Source organism: Microcoleus sp. Pol10D4 (assembly GCF_036701555.1).
GTDB lineage: Bacteria > Cyanobacteriota > Cyanobacteriia > Cyanobacteriales > Microcoleaceae > Microcoleus.
Map to the genome: position 1 here is coordinate 1 of NZ_JAUBRA010000011.1, position 19606 is coordinate 19606.

Consider the following 19606-nt stretch of genomic DNA (forward strand, 5'->3'; position numbering starts at 1 on the left):
TTAGCAGGCATTCACTTTTTCTGAATATTATTATGTTATATTATACCAATATGCGTTTTAAATGCACAACAGCTTAATCTTCCTACTAATGAGAAAGAGTACGTCAAAACGAATGGTTATTATGGGTATGGTTGTGCTTGTATGGATGTGGTGACAGATAAGGAGCGATCGAGAATTAGCGAAATTCGGGGCGGAGAATCATTGCCACTCTCAACCTGTCGCGAAGATCCGAACCTGCCAAAAAGTCTTTAGTTTCAGCCAACGCCAACTGTACAATCACAGTAAAGCTGAGGAACCACCGCAATCATGACCGACTCGATCGCCACCCAACTCAAACAAGCTTCCGAGGGCTTACTCTTCGGAAGCGAAACCGATGCCCCCTTCGAGGTCATTCATTGGCCGACACAGGGAGAGCTAACCCCGCCGAAACTCTTGCAACTCACCGAACATTCACCCGATGCTTCAGTCGAAGTAGTAACAGTCGATGAGTTCTTTGATGCCGCCACCCAAGAAGAAGATTGGCACGATGAAGAAGAACGGGAAACAGTGAAGCGCTTTCAGAACTTAGTGAGCGTGTTGAAGCAAAACCTCTCCCAGTTGCAGGTTTACCGAGTGGGCAGCATTGAGATTGATGCGTACATCATTGGAGTGACGGACGGTGGCGGAGTGGCGGGGCTGTCTACGAAACTGGTGGAGACTTGATTGCAACAGACAGGGTGAACTATGATTGTTTGTTAATCATTTAGTTACATAGTAACCATAATTAGAGTCAGGAACAGAGGTTGTAATATGAGCGCGCTTGGCAAAGTAATTAGTTGGCTTGCTTCTCTTTACTGTTTAGTTATGCTAGGAATTTTATTATTCCTCTCTTACACAGAGGGCAAGCCATTCCAGATGGGTATTATAGCTTCCTTTTTTATGTTCCTAATTGTTTTTCCTCCCCTCTGGTCTTACCTCGACAGAAAATATAATTTCAGGATTAATTGGCTAATCAAGTTTTTTCTATTCATCGGTTCTTACGGATTCCTAATGCTAAATATTAATGCAGTTGGTTAAAAGTCTCAAGCAAAAAAGTAAGTTCTATTCCTTTTTTTACTGACTGTCCACTTTGCTTTCAATTACCTGCTGAATCTGTGGCGGGACATTAGACAGGAAATTCAGCCTTGTTTCCTTCTCAACTCTCGCCACGGAAACTCGAAAGCTTCTCCATCCTTGACCTTTGACGCTGGCATCGTTGGGCATCATCACAGCGATCGTCCTGGTGTCGGCTGTAATTCCTTGCATCCCCAACCCTTGTCTATCCAGTACCACAATAACTTTCCAATTCCTAGCCGGCACAGCAATCTTTTCTTTTCTGCCGATGCTGCCTTTCCTCCCTACGGGCCCCGCAATGATGTACAGCTCCTTGCCCTGTGCCACCAATTCTCTACAATACTCTTCCAAATCACCCCACAAACCTCGGTTGAGTTCAGGCACTTGCGGCATCATGTTGGTCATCAGGAAAGTGCTGCTGTTATCGGGTTCGGTGCGGGTACGATCGGCACTGGGTGCAATGTGTCCCCGGTCGTAGCCGCTTCCGGTATAGTCGTTTGGTCTAACTTTGTACCAAGCATCCGGGAGGGAATCATCGGGGCGGAAGTTGTCTTGGCGATCGGCTGCTCCAATCCAAGATTTATTGAGCTGCCACGAAACCCAGTTGGCGGTCTTAGTCTTACTGTTGTAAGAAAGCACGTACTGAGGTTTTACCATCAGGTAATTGTCGATGTTGCTGGCAACACTGGGAACGGCATTGCTGGGATTGCCCAGGAGTAAGTTGCGGTTGTTGGTGGCTGAGCTGATGGGTTCTCTGGTGCTTGGTTTTGGTTGCACCCTTGGTTTTTCACGACCAATTTGAGGAAGTCGAGATGGTGGTGATGGCTCAGTCAAGTTGCAGCCGCTAAGAATTCCTAACAAAATCAGAGCGATCGTCCACTTCCGATAAACTTGCCTCATTGCCACTACTCCTGCACTTCCCTACTCTGCAAGCTTACAACGTCCTGCCACAGGTGCTTCTCACTCATTACCAATTTCTCTTGTTTATTTCTTCAAGTATTTCAGTAATGCAGTAATGAATGCAGTAAGTAAGTATGAAGATGCCATGTTGAAGAAGTTCGTTAAAAGCACGGCTATCTACAAGAAGGCTCTTTTAGCAATGCAACCCTGTTGTAGTAGCCGATGCCCAAACAAGTGCTATATTGCTGTATTAAGTATTTCAGTAATGCAGTAAATAATGCAGTAAGTAATTATGGTAGCAATTGTTGCTTTCGTAAATCAGAAAGGCGGATGTGCCAAAAGCACGACAGCCGTACATTACGCCCATTGGCTCGTGCAGCAGGGCAAGCAAGTGTTGATAGTAGATGCTGATGCTCAGCGCTCTAGTTCCCAGTGGTGCAGCAGAATGGAACCAAGCATCCCTAGTCAGGTACTGCAAAGCCCGGATGACCTCTTAGACCAGTTGACTGACTTAGCTGCTACCGTTGACTACCTGGTAGTGGATGGCCCTGCTGGTTTGAGTGAAGCAACCAGGGCAATCTTGATGAGAGCTGACTTAGCCGTGGTGCCGGTGCAACCGAGCGGTATCGACGTACAATCAGCCGCCGATGCGGTGAGACTCATCAAACAAGCTCAATCGGTGAGACAGGGCCCGCCCCAAGCAGTGATGTTTCTCAGTCGGGCAGTGAAAGGAACGAAGCTCAAAACCGAAGCAATGGAGTTGTTGGGAAAACTTACACCGACCATCAAAGTGCTCAAATCAGTCATTCACCAAAAACAAGTGATTGCTGATTCTTCGGGGCAAGCCGCTACGGTGTGGGATTTGGGCGGTCAACCTGCCAAAGATTCTGGCACAGAGTACAGCCGACTGTTTAAGGAAATCATGGGAGCGCTGAAATGAGTACCAAAAAACGCAGACCACTCGGCAGCGCGATGGAAGAATTTGTTTTTGGTACACAGGAAACAGCATCGCCAACACCACCAGAACTTGTATCGCCAGCACCAACGCCAACAGCATCACAAACACCGCCAACAATGGAAGCTGCATTGCCAGCGCCAACAGCAACGGAGCCGGAATCACTCGCAGCAGAACCCATCCCCGTTCAATCCAAGGAAAGGAGCTTGACTCATCGACTGCAAGCACCTGATAAAGAAGCGACGGTCAGGTTTACTGTGGATATGTCGGAGTCCCTGCACCGCAAGTTGTCGATGTTGGCGGCTCGGACGGGGCGCAAGAAAGTGGATATTGTGAGGATGTTGTTGGAGGAGGGGCTTAAGGAGGTGGAGGGGTAAGGGTTCTCTTCATATTCGGCGATCGCTATACTCGGAGTGGCGATCGCTCGGAGGAATTGACTGGGTTAAGAAACAGAAGTTTTCCCAACAAGTGGGGAGCTTCCAATGAAAACTTGGTATCTCTTGAACTTTGACGATCGCCCGTTTCCCTTTAATTAGCTTGCCCAACGAGTGGGGAGTATTTAGCGTTAACTTCCGTAGCTGCGATCGGTTGTTTCTATTCAACCTGTTTTAAAAGATTTAGGTTTGCAGAATTCTGAGATTGGCAAAACAGCGGACGATTGGGTTTTGGTGACTCCATAATAAGCGATCGTGTCTGCCCCAATTCTCGTAGGGGAGAGTTTCACCAACAATATAATAAACCTGCCACCCAACGACTGAAAATAGTTAGATTTTGCCCCAAGTATGGGGCTTTTTTGTGCTTGTTAATTCTTCACAATTAGGATTAATTGCAGAAATTTGAGTTGTAAAAGTTTGTCTTGGAAGTTTTCCTGATGTTGAAAACTTAGAGCTTTTGGCACTACAGAAGGCTCTGATTTTTGATTTCTGTTTGCGGTGTCGTGTGAAGTCGAAGCCTCCTTCGATTCCGCATTAATAGAAGACTTCGACACACTTTGTCTTAGTTATGTATTTCTAGCAAGTGACAAGGGAACTTGCTCGACAGTGCCGTCACCCTTCGGCTGGGGAATGGGGGGATGCCTTAAGGACGACGTTTACTCTATGCGGTAGAGGCGTTTCCCAAAAGGCATCCCCCCAAAATTAGATTATTAGAAATCTAGTCTTTTGTCAACAGCTATTTATGGTTGCCCTTAAACTGTCGCATTAATAGAAGACTTCCACTAATTTTGTTTTAGCGTTTCCATTCAATTAGTTTCCCCAGCGAGTGGGGAGAAGAATTTATCGAAGCGGCGCAGGATATGTGCGCTGAATTGTTTCCATTCAATTAGTTTCCCCAACGAGTGGGGAGGCTAGTAAGTCAGATGAACACAACATTCCTAGTTTTCTGTTTCCATTCAATTAGTTTCCCCAACGAGTGGGGAGTGGGCGGCAGGTAACAACGGCGACACCGATGGGGACCCATGCAAGTTTCCATTCAATTAGTTTCCCCAACGAGTGGGGAGACGAGACGATCGACGTAAACCCGGCAGAAATATTTGGTGAGTTTCCATTCAATTAGTTTCCCCAACGAGTGGGGAGTCGATCAGTCTTTCTATCAAGGCAGGTGTTTCGTCGGGTTTCCATTCAATTAGTTTCCCCAACGAGTGGGGAGTTCAGCCACTGCCGGAATCCAAGACGCACAGGCTGCACCTCAACTGCACCTCAAAAGTGGTTTCCATTCAATTAGTTTCCCCAACGAGTGGAGAGGGTAAGCGCGGCGGAAGTAGAAGGTAAAAGCCCTACTTGGATTATGTTGCCATTCAATTAGTTTCCCCAACGGGTGGGGAGTTATCACGTCTACCGGAACACTAGAGAGTCCAGGGAAGTTTCCATTCAATTAGTTTCCCCAACGAGTGGGGAGAGGGTATTGGGGTTATGGTAGCTTAGACTACGATATGTTGCCATTCAATTAGTTTCCCCAACGAGTGGGGAGTCCAGGCAACCCGATTTGTCACGGGAGCGCGGATAAAGTTTCCATTCAATTAGTTTCCCCAACGAGTGGGGAGTTTTCTGAATTTCTTCAAGGTTTGAGTAAAGAAAGGTTTCCATTCAATTAGTTTCCCCAACGAGTGGGGAGGGTGCATTAGAAAATACAGAAAGTAAATTACAGTTTCCATTCAATTAGTTTCCCCAACAAGTGGGGAGTATGCACTGTCCTGAACTCACAGGAAAGCTGTTCTAGTTTCCATTCAATTAGTTTCCCCAACGAGTGGAGTTAATCAATTCTGCGACCAGTTTGAAGATCCTAATCACAAGTTTCCATTCAATTAGTTTCCCCAGTGAGTGGGGAGCATTTTGCAATGTTGACTTTGAAAACCAAAACTATATCGTTTCCATTCAATTAGTTTCCCCAGCGAATGGGGAGGGGGAGACTATTCCCGCGATCGTCATCCGCGAAGAGTTTCCATTCAATTAGTTTCCCCAGCGAGTGGGAAGTCTGTGGGAGGAAATGGGCAAAGGTTGGATAGTTTATCCGTTTCCATTCAATTAGTTTCCCCAGCGAGTGGGGAGCAGGTCGAAGACGCGCTCGAACTAACCGCACGGGAAATGTTTCCATTAAATAAGTTTCCCCAGCGAGTGGGGAGGGCTCAGTAACGGGCCATGTTATGTCTATTTCTTGAGAGAGTTTCCATTCAATTAGTTTCCCCAACGAGTGGGGAGAAGCTGAAGAATTACATTGGACTGACCAAGCAGTAATTTGTGAGTTTCCATTCAATTAGTTTCCCCAACGAGTGGGGAGTTTGCTGCACCAACTGCCCAAAGGCTCCCGATATGGGTCATCCCTAGTTTCCATTCAATTTGTTTCCCCAGCGAGTGGGGAGTGCCTCTCTCATAATCGAACGAGTCGGGGCTAACACGTTTCCATTCAATTTGTTTCCCCAGCGAGTGGGAAGGAACAAAATCTCTCAAGCAATTGCTCTTTTGGTAGTTGCAAGTTTCCATTCAATTAGTTTCCCCAGCGAGTGGGAAGTTGGAAAAAGAAGATATAATTGGGAATGAATGGTTGGAATTGTTTCCATTCAATTTGTTTCCCCAGCGAGTGGGAAGACACTATGAAGGCAATTTCTAAAGACGGAAGTCGGGAAATTGTTTCCATTCAATTTGTTTCCCCAGCGAGTGGGAAGGCGATGAGGGGAAAGATACCTTAAATGGTGGCAAAGAAAGTTTCCATTCAATTTGTTTCCCCAGCGAGTGGGAAGACAAATGCCAGAAGAGGAAGAACCGGAAGACACTGACGTTTCCATTCAATTTGTTTCCCCAGCGAGTGGGAAGAGTTCGTCGCACAGACCATACCCCGATCGGGATTCAGCCGTCAAATCGACGCACCGCTAAAATATAGCACAGGTAAACGAGAAAAAGCATCGAACTATCAGCCTCAAACTCAATCCCTGCAAAGCATCGACGCACCTCAACCAAACAGTAAGGGTTACAGGAACCAAGCGAGGTGCGTCGATATTGGCTAGATTAGTCTTCTAAACTCAATAGTGTTTTCCGGTCTAAGACTTTAGCTGGTAGATAGAGGCATCCTGAAATGGCATCCTATGTCGGCTCCAGGTCTGATTAACTGGTACGATCGTCTAGCCACAACAAGAAACTAATATCAGCCAACCGTCGCCCCTTGCTGGAATATAAATGTGTCGTTACTAAGACTGCTGCGCTATCAGTTTTGCTGATTTCATCGGTGTATTGTCTGGCAACGGTCGCTGTTTGTTGACGTGAGAGTGTTACCTACAAGGGATTATACAATTCTTAGCAATGATTTGTTGTTTAACTCACGTTAGCTGTACCGATCGACTAAATCTCTCGCTGCTTGTCGGTGTTTTTCTACCAAACTCGGCGGGGAAAGCACTTGGGCGTTATTCATATATCTGTTCACCCACAGACTGAATTCGTTCAGAGAGCGATCGGGCAAATCGATCTGATAATCCACATAAGCCACTTTGCCAAAACTATCCCTCGGGCCTTCTTTAATCTTTTGTCGCGGATGCCGTCGATCGCCCTCTAAGATAAATCCCACCACTTCCTCGAAAAACCGCACCCTCACTTTTTGCAACTTCAGCGTACCTTGCAATTCAGCCTGCTGTTCCTCTAGATTGCCTAAGAACAACCCCCAGCCGTTTTTTAACAACTTTTGAGCTATTTTCAAACGTTGTCCCTGTACAGCTAAGCCACGTCCTTGTAAATCAATAATTTCGCAGTAATCGGTAAAGCGATTGACCCGTACTACCTTCAAGTGTCCGTTGTCGTAATTTTCGCAAATGAGATACCAGGCGATATCGTGATAAATCAGTTGCAGGGGCCAGATGCGGTGGAAACCAATCTTGCCTTTACCGTAAGGATCGCTTTGGCGGTGAAGTTCGATCGCCTGACCCCGCACGATGGCTGTTTCTACGATGTCTAGTTTGTGAAATAGGGTATTGCGATATTCTTGGCGAGCGAGCATTTCTACAGGGTCGGTGTAAATAATCGCACGATTTAGTTGTTCGCGAACGGGATAGAACAATTGACCTTTGAGCTCGATGTCTAATCCGCGCAACCGTTTCGTGAGTTTTTCACAAATTTGGCGGGCTTGGGGATTTCCTTGATATTTGGCTTGAGATGCTATGGCTTGAAATGCGAATAGTAGTTCTTCACGATTCATTGCGCCAGTGCCGAGATAATATCCGAAGCGATACATTCGCTTGTCAAGGATTCCGTAGTGGCGCAAAGTTTCTAAATCTTTGCGAATGGTAGGAGTTGCAGGATAGTTTTCTGGAAACTCGATGTTGCCGGATTCGGCGGCAACTTTCTGTAATTGAGATTGAACTTCTAGCAAGGCATCGTGATATTTACTGTCGGAGGTTTCGGTGTCAGAGTGTCCGATGCCCGGATGGTTTACCAATGTGGCAATGAGTAGCATGATGCGATCGAACGTTAGTTTGTCGGCATAGGGGTGAGGGGTTGGTTTTTTTGCCATAATGGGTGAATGGGGGCAACCGGGGTAAAAGTCAAGGAAAAGACAATATTGACACAAAAATATAGAAAAATCTTAAAGCCGTTATTTAGATAACTGTAGGTTTTCCAAATAAATTGATAAATATTGTAAATTGCGAGACTCGAAACTGGCTCGGCTGATATATTGAGTTGAGTAGAACTTAAGCAGTTAGCGACTGAGGACACTACCAGCAGCATTCAGGTGGGCATTGCCCGCCTTAAAATTGAATTTATGTCTGCATACACTGCGATCTCGTTTGCCCCCGTTCAAGGCTTTATCGAGAAATCCCGCAAACTCCGAGATTTGTTTGGGGCTTCACTGATTCTGTCTTATCTGAGTTACAAGCTAGTAAAGCAAGCCGAAAAATCAGGTTTAAAAGTCATTTCTCCCGGTGCCCCGAACATCCAGAAAGGAATGCCCAATCGGATACTTCTGAAAGGGGAAGGGGAATTTTCCAGGAATGACGTGACAAATACCCTTCAGAAGTCATGGCAAGAAATATTAAATGAATGTCGAGTTTGGATAGAACGAGAAGTACCTCCTAAAGAAGAATACTTTTGGCAGCTAGAGTGGATGCGATGGGGTTTATATACTTGGGAGATATTTTGGGGACACGGAGATTCGATAGAATCTGCGATGAAGAATTTAGAAACTCGCAAATTACGTCGTGATTGGACGGCAATTAACTGGATTGGCGACAGTTCGAGTTTGACGGGCACGGATGCGATCGCCTGGCCACGTTTAGGTTTGGAACATTCAAATCCAGGACAGCAGCTATCCGATACAGAAAAAGCTGAACTTAAGGATTTCTATCAACGTCTTTCCTGTGTCTTAGAAAATCTTCCCCCAGATGGCGAACCAGAAGGAAAATTTCTAGCACCTAATGAAAAATTGAGCATTCCTGAGTTAGTCAAGCGGTTAGTTACTCGCGACGAAGATATTGCCAGAAACATTGGGATATCTCCGCTTGAAGCAGGATTTAGCGACATTATTCGTGAACCCGAACACTGGACGGGCTGGTTTATGGGAGATGGCGATAAAGTTGGCAAAAAACTTCAGGAAATTGCTCAAAAAGAAGGAGATGAAGGTCTAAAAAAGTTCAGCGAGGCTATGCGGGCTTGGGGAGAAAATTTTATCAAGAATTTCCCCAAAGACAAAGGGCGCATTGTTTATGCCGGCGGTGACGACTTCCTTGGTGTAATTTACAGCAGCAAACCCGAAAAGCCCCCAGAACCTATAGAGGCATTAGAATGGTTAATGGGATTGTCCGATGAATGGAAAAAGCACGGACAGGATATTAACCTAAGTGTGGGTTTTGTTTGGGCTGGTCATAGGGTGCCGCAGCGAGATATTCTTCAACACTGTCGAGAAGCAGAAAAACGGGCGAAAAGTTTGGGGCGCGATCGCGTTACAATTCGAGTAGTTTTTAACAGCGGTCAATACGTGCAGTGGACTTGTCCTTGGGATTATTTGCATATTCTCAAACAATACAAAGACCGGGACGGCAAAAGCTGGGATCAAAAGCCAAACTGGAGCCATGTTTACAAGGATTTAGCTCATCTCAAAAATCGTCATGCTATTAGTTTTAATCCCCAGGAAAATAGCCCAAACGATGAATTAGCTTTAGCTCTTTTTAAACTTTACTTTCAAGACGAGAAGAACTTAGAAAAAAACTGGAAGCACATCGTCGGCGATTACCCAAATCCAGAAGAATCCAAACAAATTATTTACTGGATTAGTGACCTAATAAATGTGGGATGGCAGCTATGTTCAAATATCTCATCACTATAAGTCCTTTAGGATTTATGTACGGGAGTTCTGGCGGATTTTTATCGCCCGAAAACCTGGTCGGACGTTCTGGGGCAAAATTCCCTCCCGAAGCCGCTACTCTATCCGGTCTATTTTTCAGCGCCAACAAAGTTAAGTCCTCTATTTCTCCAAAAGAACTTAGTGATAATTTGTTTGTCGCTGGCCCATTCTGGGCAAAATCAGACGATCCTGAATACTTTTACGTCCCTATTCCTTGGCACAAAATTATTTCTAAAAAAGGCGTGGATGAATGGAAAATGAAATCTGGGAAATGGCATCGCGAATCCGAAGATTTAGATCCTGAGTATAGCTGGCAAACCGTTAATTCTTGGGTAGATAAGACGGCTGCTATTAAGAAAAATGGCGATGTTGCCGATATTCCTTGGAAATACGTCCCTATCTTGCACCCCAAAACAAAAGATGACGAACGCTGTACTTTAGCAGAAGATGGTTTGTTTTTGGAAAGTTCCGTGCAGATGGATGATGAATGTTGTCTAGTTTATCTCTCAACTCATCCTTTAGCAGATGGTTGGTATCGCTTTGGTGGCGAAAATCATTTAGTAGAAATCAAGAGTGTTTTACTCGCTGATGACAGTCCCATTGTCAAACTTTTACGCCAACCTATTCAGCGCTCATTTGCTTTGATAACACCGGGAGTTTGGGGTTCTAACAAATTTTCATACCGCTATCCCAAAAATGAAGATTTCTCCCAAAAACGACCGGAGATGCTCACAGATAAACCCATTTCTTATCGCTACCGCGCGAAAGGACAAATGGGACGGGGACGCTATGCAGTTCCTCCCGGAACTGTCTATCTTCTCAGAGAACCTTTAGATAAAATTTGGTGGGAATTCCCCGAAAAGTGGTTTCCCAAAGAAGGTTTTAGCCTGAAACAAGTTGGATGCGGTTTGTGTTTGCCAATTGAAATTCAAGGAGTTGAATAATGTACAAAAAAGCTTACGGTATTATTGAAACCCTTGCTCCTGTTCATGTGGGAGCAACGGCTGGTGAAGAAAGCGGCAACTTAAACTTAATTTTCCGCGACCAGTTTACTCAAACTGGCATTATTCCCGGTAGTTCAATTCGGGGAAGATTGCGATCGGAAATCCGCCGTAGTCTGGGAGAAGCTGAAGCTAATAAATGGTACGGTCAGGAAGCAGAATCCGGGAAACCAGACAGTACCACTGAGTCTGTAGTTAAGTTTGAATATGCTTCGCTGCTGTGGTTGCCAGTATTTTGTCCGGGTCAACCAATTGTCTGGGTAACTTGTCCTCGTTTGCTGAAACGCTATCAGCGAATTGCTGGAGATTATGTCAAGCTAAAAGATGGTACATCTCTCAAATCCGCTAAACCTCCAGCTAGTTATACAGGTTCTCAAACCTTAAAAGCTCTCGACGTAAATGGCAAACCAAAGCTATTTTTTAACTTTGGCTTTTTAACTGTTGAGAAAACTCAGGATTTGTCTGCTTGGTTTCCTTTAGGAGAGGAATTGCCAGCCGTTGTTGTGGCTGACGATGAAATTGCCATGATTCACGATATGTCTTTATATCGTCAGAGTCGAGTTGCCTTAGACAAAGAGGAAAAAAAGGCTAAAAAAGGTGCTTTTTTTAATACGGAAGCTTTGCCAGAAGGCACAATTTTAGTATTTCCGATCGCCCTCAAAGAAAACCAAGAGACTTGGCAACCTTTTGGCGCGTCTACTGGCACAGATATTTATCTCGGCGGTTTAGAATCAATTGGTTTCGGTCACTGCTATCTAACATTAAAGGAGGTATAATTTATGGCTTGGGAATCTTACAAATTAGACCAAGAGGCTCACGATTTAGTTGTCAAATATCGTGACAAAAAAGACGCTCTCAATCAAGCCTACAAAATGCGCGTTGCAGTTGCTTATGGTTTAGAGCGATTTTGGGGAGAACAGTTTCGGTTAGTCAAGGACAAAGATAAGGCTGATTATTGGCGGGATACTTGGAAGGCGCTAGTCAAAATCATGACAAATGCAGGTGTTAAAATTCCCAATGATAATGTCAGTTCTGACGATACAGCAGCCATTAAAATTATGGCCAATAAATTGTGGGATTTTCCAGTAGAACAGCGGAAAGTAGCTATAGCGGTGCTGACTCAACTTTGCGACAGTATGGTTTGGTGGACTCAGCGGTATAAACCTACTAATAGTAACAACAATTCTGGAGGTGAAGACAATGAGTAATAATGATAGCGATCGCGTTCCTTTGATGTTTCGCTCCCAATTAGAAGGAAGGGGCAAAATTCAGTACGCCGGCGATGCTGGTCCCGCTTCTGAGTGGGTGGAACAATGGTTAGAATGCTGTCCTCCCGTCCCCGAAAGCGCCGATAAAAGCGTTCCCCTTTACAAACGAGGTCGAACTAAATCACCCGTAAAAATGCCTGAATTCGGGCAAGGAGTGGAAACAAAACAATACACCATTAGCTGGCGTTTAGTTACAAACAGTGGACAAGATGAAGGCATGATTCGCCCCATAATTGGCGCGAAAGGTTTGCCATTTTATCCTGGTTCTAGCATGAAAGGGGCTTTCTGGCGATCGTGTCCTCCTCAAAAACGAGAAGGATACTGCGGGGGAGAGGTTGTAGAGGACGGACAGGGTAGTGCAAAACCAGGAATTTTGCGCTTTCACGGCGGCTTCCCCGCTGATATGTCTTGGGGAGAAAAAGAGCGTTTAGTCGATGTCGTTCACTCTCAGCAAAAGCGCCAAGTGATGGAAAATGCCGTCACCAGTGCTAACGTACAAATCTCGCTTTATCAGTGTAAATTACAATTTGGCATTTCCAGCAACAAGCAGCTTGGAAAACAAGAATGGGAGGAAATTTGGCAAATTTGGGAAAAAGCTTTAGGACACGGAATTGGTTCTAGGATAAGTGCAGGTTATGGTCGCATGGCAGAGGTAAAAAGCGCCGATCGCATCTTACTTTCTGTCAATTTGAGCGGCTGCGGGTTAACGTCGCAACTACTGAATAGAACCCCAGAATTTCGACCCAATATGTTTAAAGCTGCGCTGCGGGGTCATACTTTGCGGTTATTGGCAGGGGTCACAGATGCCAATACAGCACAACTGTTAACCAAAAAACTTTGGGGAGGAATTGTTGAAACACGCGATGATACAGGGGCAATTATCGGGCAGTTGGGGATTAACTTTACTGCTGAGGAACTCGATTTTGGTGAACACAGATATTATCCGACGAGGAATCCGGTAGTCATGCCTACCTACGATTTACAGGCAGGAAAACTGGACATTGTGAATCTAAATAATAGGTATCCGCAGAAGGAATTAAAAAAGTTTGTCACTTATTTAATTAAATTTTCTCTCTTGCTTGGCGGTTTTGGCAAGTCGTGGCGGCGGGTCGATCACAGCCTGTTTTTCCCTGAGTATTTTAAGAGAAATGACAAACCTGCGATCGGCTGCCACTGGAAGTTTAATGAAAGTTCAAAAAATTTGTACGTCACGGCTGCTAATCCTGACCTCAGCAATATTACTAAATTTCTGGCAGAGGGTCAGCAGAGAGCAAGAGAATGGTTAACAGTTAATCATTTAGAACCTAGTCATCAGGTTATGGCTTGGCGTGAAGTGTGGCATCCCGAAAAAGTGGAAGTTTGGGGAAGAATCGCTGAGGATCAGCATAGCAGCGAAGCAATTAAATGGTTTCACGAACCGTACTCAAAAAATCAGTCTATTAAGCAAAGCGATTTGACGGGAAAACTAAATAACATCGGTCGCATTTGGCACCGGATGTGTCCCCGCTATCTCACAACTAAAAACGGAGAATTGAGACAAAAAAGGCAAGAGTATGTAGAGCTTTTGACTATTTTTCCAGATAAATCGGACAAAACTCAAGATTTTCTTGAGTTTTTACAGAATCAGAGCGACTTTATCAAACTTTGGCCAACTGAGGAATAATTATGAATATCTGGATTGTGACAACTGGCAGCAGCGATGTCAAACTCAAAACTGATGACAATTGGGGTACTTTGTTCAAAAAGGTTAGAAGTCAATTATACGATCGCCGTTTTGTACCTACACAACCGCCGAATACTGATGAGAACGAACCTTTTATCGTACCAGCTAGAGCTATGGGGATGGTTTATGGCAGCCAATTAACCGATGAATATTATCAAGATTTGCACTTTCCGCTTCTGGATGCTTTTTCGGCAAAGCTGTTAGAGAAAGGGAGAACAAATCCTGACCAAATAATCTTGATTATGACCGATCAGGAAGCGGTTTTTGATGAGGAAGATAGGAGAGTAGAGAAAAGTCCTTATTGGCAGGATACTTGCACGCTCAAACCGATATTTGAGCAATATTTTAATAAAAATTTTCCTCAAGTTCAATCCATTGATTACTTAGAATTGAAACCTAAATCCAAAGATGAGGGATTAGATAATTGGAATAAAGCACTGTTTCTGGTTCAGCAAGCTTTGTCAAGTTTAGATTTAGATAAAAGTGCAAACTTCTATGTCAGTCATCAAGCAGGAACTCCAGCTATTTCTTCGGCTGTTCAATTTGATTGTTTAGCAAAGTTTGGCAAGAAAGTCAAGTTTTTGGTTAGCAATGAGTATGAAGAAAAGCTAGCAGAGAAGGGTGATTTCATAGAAAGTTCTACTTATTTACAAGGGATGCAAGTTCAAGAAGCAAAAGCGCTATTAAGTCGTTATGACTATTTGGGAGTAGAGCGCATTTTAAAACTTTACTGGAAAGATTCTTCCGATCCGCTATTGCTGGAAATCCGCGACTTGTTGGACATGGCTGTACAGTGGAACTTTGCTAAATTTGAAGATTTTAGTGTGGCTAGGGGAAATGTTGCAAAGGAGCGTTCAAATCAGTGGTGGTGGATGGCTTATGAAGCTGCTTATTTAGGTGTAATTCGTTTAAGACAGGGTAACACGGTTGAGGCTCTATTTCACAGTTTTCGGGCTGTGGAAGGATTGATTAAAAAATGGGCATTAGATAAGTATAAGCCACAAATTCAATACTCTAATTCCAAGCAACCAAATACAGCATATATTCATGATGTAAATTTGCCTCAGAATTTACGGTATTGGTTTAATGCAAATAGAAGTGATAGGTACAATAATGTGGGTTTGTTTGGAAAATCACTGTTTACTTTACTCGAAGCGTCTTATCCAAAGAATCAATGGGAGCAAAATGTAGATATCCAAGTAGTTGCTGGCAATACCATAGAGGAAAGGAATGTGACTTTTCATTCCTTGCATGGCTTGCAAGAAAATGATGTTTTTAAAGCTTGGAATACTGCCAATCGAGAACAATGGGAAGCTAGAGTTTTAGGCTGTTTAAATTTTGTTTCACAGCAAAAGTTTGTTTCATTAAAGTCGGCGAGTTTGATGGTAAAAGTGCATGATGAATTGGTAGATGCGATCGCACATTACGAACTGCAAAAATAAAACCGACTATCTATCTGCAGCAGATTCACCGCTCCGCCGGGGTTTCAATTCCTGGCGGACTAACATAATTCACTAAGATTTTTACCTTCAGCGTGCATCGACAACCAAACGTTACCATCCATATTCAACACAAAATAGCACAACTATGTACATCACATCCCGCGCATCTACAATCCGTAACATTTCCCTCGCAGCCGTCAACGGCACTATCACTCTCATCATTCTCCTCATCGCACCCCTGGGATTAGCTACCGTAATTTCTAACACATTCCTAGTCACAGTAGCCACTTTTTTCGCATCGACAATCGCCGACCAAATCGTTCGCTATCTCCAACCCTCTCGCGCCCCAGAAATCCAACCTCCTTTAGAATCTACCCCAGAATCGTCGCAAATTAGCCCGCGCCGTGCCGATTCCCAAAATTTAGACAGATAACCAACAATTTTGCAGAGGCGGGTTTATTGCTTATGCGTACCGTCTACGTTTCTCAGCCCGGTTGTTACGTTTCCTTGCACCAAGAAATGCTGGTCATCAAAAAAGGCGAATCTGTACTCGGTGAAATTCAGCTTCCTCTCCTCGAACAACTGCTGATTTTTGGTCAATCTCAAGTCACAACTCAAGCAATTAGAACTTGTCTGTGGCGGAGTATTCCGATCGCTTATCTTTCCCGCATGGGTTACTGTTACGGGCGGATTCTTCCGATCGAGCGCGGTTATCGCCAACTTTCTCGCTACCAGCAACAGTTGTGTTTTGCAGAACGTTTGCAGGTGGCCAGACGCATCGTGCAAGCTAAGCTGAAAAATAGCCGCGTTATCCTGATGCGACAGCAGCGACGACAAGCTTCTGATGTCATTGCTTTTGCGATCGACTGTTTGGAACATTTAATCAAAAAAGCTGGGGAAGCTGAAACTATTGAGAAGTTGATGGGGATGGAAGGTGCGGGGGCGGCTCAGTATTTTTCGGCTTTTGAAGAGTGTTTGAGCCATCCTGATTTTGTGTTTGTTGGCAGGTCGCGCCGCCCTCCGGGTAATCCGGTTAATGCTATGCTCAGTTTTGGCTATCAAGTTCTCTGGAATCATTTGTTGAGTTTGATCGAATTGCAAGGTTTAGACCCTTATTCGGCTTGTTTGCATCAGGGAACGGAACGCCATGCAGCTTTAGCTTCGGATTTGATTGAGGAATTTCGGGCACCAATTATTGATTCGTTAGTTACTTATTTAGTAAACCGCCGATTTGTGGATGCTGCCAGCGATTTTGTCTACAGTAACGGGGGGTGTTTCTTAAATGATGCTGGCAGGCGCAAGTACCTGAAAGCTTTTTTAGAACGCATGGAGGAGGAAATTGAAACTGACTCTGGCAAGCAGCCTAAGTGGGATTTGCTCAACCAACAAATCAAAACTTACAAACAGTTCGTTTACAACCCAAGCGAACTTTATACACCTTACCAAATTCGTTAAGCCTTGCTTTTCTACGTGGTGATTTACGATATTCCCGACAACAAACGGCGCTCTAAAGTGCATGATTTGTTGGAAGGTTACGGGACTTGGGTGCAGTATAGCGCTTTTGAGTGCGTACTCAGTCGGGCTAAGTTTGATGAATTGCGATCGCGAGTTGAGCAAAAGGTAAATCTCGAAGAGGATAGCATTCGGTTTTATCCGGTGTCGCGCCATACTTTGGGACAGGTGGAAGTTTTGGGAGTGGGAGCGCCGGTGACTCAAGCGGCTCGATCGGTGATTATTTAGCTCAGGTTGCGAGGCTGGCAGTAAATTAGCTCAAACGACCTTTTTCCGTCGTGAGCCTCGCAGCATTACGGGGCAAGGGTTTCAAGGATTGTTATGAGCGAACACAGGTGTAAGTTCCACAAAAAATATCTGAGCCTCGCAAATAGCCTCTAGACACCTTGCGCTGTCTTGAGTGTATTATGGAGGACTCCCCACTCGTTGGGGAAACTAATTGAATGGAAACTTTGATTACTCCTCGAACCTCGACAAGTAATCTCACCTCTTGCTCCCCACTCGTTGGGGAAACTAATTGAATGGAAACACTACTAGCAGAAGTTTGTCCACTAAGAGTAGACTCCCCACTCGTTGGGGAAACTAATTGAATGGAAACACTTTTTCATTGTGGATTTTAACAGGTTTAACGTTCTGCCCTCCCCACTCGTTGGGGAAACTAATTGAATGGAAACTTGAAACACGGCTCGGGTTTTGTCAATTATATTGTTGAGAGGCTCCCCACTCGTTGGGGAAACTAATTGAATGGAAACTTTACGCTAGCGTAATAAGTTGAGAGGGCTGCGAGAAGATCTCCCCACTCGTTGGGGAAACTAATTGAATGGAAACTGACTTGTAGATATTCCTCCGGCGCTTCTACTTTCTCCCCACTCGTTGGGGAAACTAATTGAATGGAAACTAATGATTGTTTTAGATATTGTCAGATTTCTAGTTTCTCTCCCCACTCGTTGGGGAAACTAATTGAATGGAAACACTATCCGAATATAAAAACGCCGAAAGTCACTACCTCCCCACTCGTTGGGGAAACTAATTGAATGGAAACTCTAGCGCTAGGGCCCGGCCCTTCCACTTCTTTGATACCTCGCCTCCCCACTCGTTGGGGAAACTAATTGAATGGAAACACCTTTCCGACCTTTGACGGCATCCGTATCGACTAGCAGTATGTAGCTCCCCACTCGTTGGGGAAACTAATTGAATGGAAACGTATGTGATGAGTAGATATTGTCAGGAGTTAGGATAACACCGTTAACTCCCCACTCGTTGGGGAAACTAATTGAATGGAAACGTCGCTGTAACTTCTACTACTTTATCAGTTGAGGGCTCCCCACTCGTTGGGGAAACTAATTGAATGGAAACCCAGGCGATCAACCCGGATGTTATAGCCCATCCGCTTCAACTCCCCACTCGTTGGGGAAACTAATTGAATGGAAACGGTAAAATTTGCAAGAGCCAATAAGAGGTAGGCTTATCTCCCCACTCGTTGGGGAAACTAATTGAATGGAAACTCTAGGTTTACTTGCGCTGGCGTAAATCGAATTTCTCCTTTTCTCCCCACTCGTTGGGGAAACTAATTGAATGGAAACGATTTTTCTTGGGTTCATTTTTGGTTCGGTTGGCTTCAAATTCTCCCCACTCGTTGGGGAAACTAATTGAATGGAAACATCTTTTAGGTGATAGGGTAAAGGTTTAGCACGACCCACTCCCCACTCGTTGGGGAAACTAATTGAATGGAAACTTTAATAATTTTAGGTTTAACTACCCTTGCGTAAGCTCTCCCCACTCGTTGGGAAAACTAATTGAATGGAAACCTTCGAGTAGACCCCGAATGTATGCGAAGAACTGGAAAATAGCTCCCCACTCGTTGGGGAAACTAATTGAATGGAAACTTTACTTGTTCATACGGATCGTCAAATGTTTTCTCTCCCCACTCGTTGGGGAAACTAATTGAATGGAAACAGGTGTTTTTTCCACCTTACCGCACTCGATCTCCCACTGTCGGACTCCCCACTCGTTGGGGAAACTAATTGAATGGAAACCAATCCTTCCTTCATCTCGCAATTCTTTGCCCTTAGTTTGCTCCCCACTCGTTGGGGAAACTAATTGAATGGAAACAGTAGTCATTTGATCTTTACTCCAGTAGTGTTGTTCTAATGACTCCCCACTCGTTGGGGAAACTAATTGAATGGAAACAACTCCCATAAGGAAGCCACGATCGGGAAAATCTCTCCCCACTCGTTGGGGAAACTAATTGAATGGAAACTTAGCTCATCTGGGTCTACCTGAATGGAAATTTCATCATCGTTTATTGGCTCCCCACTCGTTGGGGAAACTAATTGAATGGAAACATTTACTAGATTTGATTTTTTAACTGCTTTCTTTGTTGCTCCCCACTCGTTGGGGAAACTAATTGAATGGAAACTCTTGGTGGAACCATTTGTGCAGGCGATCGGGCAATCTCCCCACTCGTTGGGGAAACTAATTGAATGGAAACCATCTGTACTCGATATGGGCAATCTAAATTACAAGCTCCCCACTCGCTGGGGAAACTAATTGAATGGAAACGGGCAAGTGATAATGAATTCATCACCGGACATCCACTGTCCAATGTTTTCCTCCCCACTCGCTGGGGAAACTAATTGAATGGAAAAGCCCGGATAGCCTATGGTGGCAGTCCGGGTTTTTCTGGTTTCACCCGTTGACGGCAGTTAAAGGATGAGGCTAGAGAATCTGCGATCGTTACAACTAGCTCAGGAAAATCAATTTCCCCATCTAAGATTTGGAACCCCTACAACTCTCAAGATAGGTACATATCCTGACCCAGGGCTTAACACTGCTACAGATTCATCAGGATAGGAAATTTTTGGAAGTGCGGAACTGTGACAGTAACTTCTCTG

The 19606-nt window shown here is 44.5% G+C and carries 16 protein-coding genes and 2 CRISPR repeat arrays; of the genes, 13 read left to right on the top strand and 3 right to left on the bottom strand.

Going from position 1 to position 19606, the window contains the following annotated elements; genetic code table 11:
• The first annotated feature begins 48 nt into the window (after window positions 1-48).
• Both QUA36_RS08330 and QUA36_RS08335 read left to right on the top strand, forming a co-directional pair.
• The gene (locus tag QUA36_RS08330) at window positions 49-252 is read left to right on the top strand and encodes a DUF4087 domain-containing protein (RefSeq protein WP_333456956.1); all 204 of its coding nucleotides are present in this window, start codon (window positions 49-51) and stop codon (window positions 250-252) included.
• A gap of 54 nt (window positions 253-306) precedes the next feature.
• A complete protein-coding gene (locus QUA36_RS08335; protein WP_333456683.1) occupies window positions 307-702 on the top strand; it encodes a nuclease A inhibitor family protein in 396 nt (131 codons plus the stop codon).
• A gap of 390 nt (window positions 703-1092) precedes the next feature.
• Here QUA36_RS08335 and QUA36_RS08340 read toward each other — a convergent pair whose 3' ends face one another.
• Window positions 1093-1992, bottom strand: a complete 900-nt coding sequence (locus QUA36_RS08340) for a DNA/RNA non-specific endonuclease (protein WP_333456685.1) — start codon at window positions 1990-1992, stop codon at window positions 1093-1095.
• A gap of 292 nt (window positions 1993-2284) precedes the next feature.
• Between QUA36_RS08340 and QUA36_RS08345 the strand changes: the two genes are divergently transcribed.
• Complete coding sequence (locus QUA36_RS08345; RefSeq protein WP_333456687.1) at window positions 2285-2932, top strand: AAA family ATPase; 648 nt, start codon at window positions 2285-2287, stop codon at window positions 2930-2932.
• Complete coding sequence (locus QUA36_RS08350; protein WP_333456689.1) at window positions 2929-3324, top strand: hypothetical protein; 396 nt, start codon at window positions 2929-2931, stop codon at window positions 3322-3324. Before QUA36_RS08345 ends, QUA36_RS08350 begins: the two co-directional genes overlap by 4 nt.
• Before the next feature lie 9 nt (window positions 3325-3333).
• On the opposite strand, the gene QUA36_RS08355 is transcribed toward QUA36_RS08350, so the two are convergent.
• The gene (locus QUA36_RS08355) at window positions 3334-3549 is read right to left on the bottom strand and encodes a hypothetical protein (RefSeq protein WP_333456690.1); all 216 of its coding nucleotides are present in this window, start codon (window positions 3547-3549) and stop codon (window positions 3334-3336) included.
• A gap of 630 nt (window positions 3550-4179) precedes the next feature.
• Window positions 4180-6255: a CRISPR direct-repeat array (repeat unit 36 nt; unit sequence GTTTCCATTCAATTAGTTTCCCCAACGAGTGGGGAG).
• Between the two features lie 505 nt (window positions 6256-6760).
• A complete protein-coding gene (locus tag QUA36_RS08360; protein ID WP_333456692.1) occupies window positions 6761-7939 on the bottom strand; it encodes a WYL domain-containing protein in 1179 nt (392 codons plus the stop codon).
• A 249-nt stretch (window positions 7940-8188) separates the two neighbouring features.
• Here QUA36_RS08360 and QUA36_RS08365 point away from each other — a divergent pair, with 249 nt between their 5' ends.
• The 9 genes from QUA36_RS08365 to cas2 all read left to right on the top strand — a co-directional run bounded on the left by QUA36_RS08365 (window position 8189) and on the right by cas2 (window position 16940).
• On the top strand, window positions 8189-9748 hold the full coding sequence (locus tag QUA36_RS08365) for a Cas10/Cmr2 second palm domain-containing protein (protein WP_333456694.1): 1560 nt from the start codon (window positions 8189-8191) through the stop codon (window positions 9746-9748).
• Window positions 9715-10710, top strand: coding sequence for a type III-B CRISPR module-associated Cmr3 family protein (locus QUA36_RS08370; protein WP_333456696.1), 996 nt, complete (start codon window positions 9715-9717; stop codon window positions 10708-10710). The genes QUA36_RS08365 and QUA36_RS08370 overlap by 34 nt, the downstream gene beginning before the upstream one ends.
• Complete coding sequence (cmr4, locus tag QUA36_RS08375) at window positions 10710-11543, top strand: type III-B CRISPR module RAMP protein Cmr4 (protein WP_333456698.1); 834 nt, start codon at window positions 10710-10712, stop codon at window positions 11541-11543. Before QUA36_RS08370 ends, cmr4 begins: the two co-directional genes overlap by 1 nt.
• Window positions 11544-11546: 3 nt before the next feature.
• Window positions 11547-11975: a hypothetical protein gene (locus QUA36_RS08380; protein WP_333456699.1), complete on the top strand. Its 429-nt coding sequence runs from the start codon at window positions 11547-11549 to the stop codon at window positions 11973-11975.
• Complete coding sequence (locus tag QUA36_RS08385) at window positions 11968-13698, top strand: hypothetical protein (protein WP_333456701.1); 1731 nt, start codon at window positions 11968-11970, stop codon at window positions 13696-13698. Before QUA36_RS08380 ends, QUA36_RS08385 begins: the two co-directional genes overlap by 8 nt.
• Window positions 13699-13700: 2 nt before the next feature.
• Window positions 13701-15200 carry a hypothetical protein gene (locus QUA36_RS08390; protein ID WP_333456703.1) on the top strand — a complete coding sequence of 500 codons (1500 nt, stop codon included), beginning with the start codon at window positions 13701-13703 and terminating at the stop codon, window positions 15198-15200.
• 145 nt (window positions 15201-15345) lie between these two features.
• Window positions 15346-15633, top strand: coding sequence for a CRISPR-associated protein Csx18 (gene csx18, locus QUA36_RS08395; protein ID WP_333456705.1), 288 nt, complete (start codon window positions 15346-15348; stop codon window positions 15631-15633).
• Window positions 15634-15665: 32 nt separating this feature from the next.
• Window positions 15666-16655 (top strand): CRISPR-associated endonuclease Cas1, encoded by a 990-nt coding sequence (gene cas1, locus QUA36_RS08400; RefSeq protein WP_333456707.1) that lies wholly within the window; start codon window positions 15666-15668, stop codon window positions 16653-16655.
• A gap of 3 nt (window positions 16656-16658) precedes the next feature.
• A complete protein-coding gene (cas2, locus tag QUA36_RS08405; protein WP_333292152.1) occupies window positions 16659-16940 on the top strand; it encodes a CRISPR-associated endonuclease Cas2 in 282 nt (93 codons plus the stop codon).
• Window positions 16941-17127: 187 nt separating this feature from the next.
• A CRISPR array of direct repeats spans window positions 17128-19360; the repeat unit is 36 nt; unit sequence CTCCCCACTCGTTGGGGAAACTAATTGAATGGAAAC.
• Window positions 19361-19606: the final 246 nt, after the last annotated feature.

Excerpts from the sequence above, each read along its gene's own strand:
- QUA36_RS08335 (WP_333456683.1), top strand. The coding sequence starts at position 307 with ATGACCGACTCGATCGCCACCCAACTCAAACAAGCTTCCGAGGGCTTA.
- QUA36_RS08340 (WP_333456685.1), bottom strand. The coding sequence starts at position 1,992 with ATGAGGCAAGTTTATCGGAAGTGGACGATCGCTCTGATTTTGTTAGGA.
- QUA36_RS08345 (WP_333456687.1), top strand. The coding sequence starts at position 2,285 with ATGGTAGCAATTGTTGCTTTCGTAAATCAGAAAGGCGGATGTGCCAAA.
- QUA36_RS08350 (WP_333456689.1), top strand. The coding sequence starts at position 2,929 with ATGAGTACCAAAAAACGCAGACCACTCGGCAGCGCGATGGAAGAATTT.
- QUA36_RS08360 (WP_333456692.1), bottom strand. The coding sequence starts at position 7,939 with ATGGCAAAAAAACCAACCCCTCACCCCTATGCCGACAAACTAACGTTC.
- QUA36_RS08365 (WP_333456694.1), top strand. The coding sequence starts at position 8,189 with ATGTCTGCATACACTGCGATCTCGTTTGCCCCCGTTCAAGGCTTTATC.
- QUA36_RS08370 (WP_333456696.1), top strand. The coding sequence starts at position 9,715 with ATGGCAGCTATGTTCAAATATCTCATCACTATAAGTCCTTTAGGATTT.
- cmr4 (WP_333456698.1), top strand. The coding sequence starts at position 10,710 with ATGTACAAAAAAGCTTACGGTATTATTGAAACCCTTGCTCCTGTTCAT.
- QUA36_RS08380 (WP_333456699.1), top strand. The coding sequence starts at position 11,547 with ATGGCTTGGGAATCTTACAAATTAGACCAAGAGGCTCACGATTTAGTT.
- QUA36_RS08385 (WP_333456701.1), top strand. The coding sequence starts at position 11,968 with ATGAGTAATAATGATAGCGATCGCGTTCCTTTGATGTTTCGCTCCCAA.
- QUA36_RS08390 (WP_333456703.1), top strand. The coding sequence starts at position 13,701 with ATGAATATCTGGATTGTGACAACTGGCAGCAGCGATGTCAAACTCAAA.
- csx18 (WP_333456705.1), top strand. The coding sequence starts at position 15,346 with ATGTACATCACATCCCGCGCATCTACAATCCGTAACATTTCCCTCGCA.
- cas1 (WP_333456707.1), top strand. The coding sequence starts at position 15,666 with ATGCGTACCGTCTACGTTTCTCAGCCCGGTTGTTACGTTTCCTTGCAC.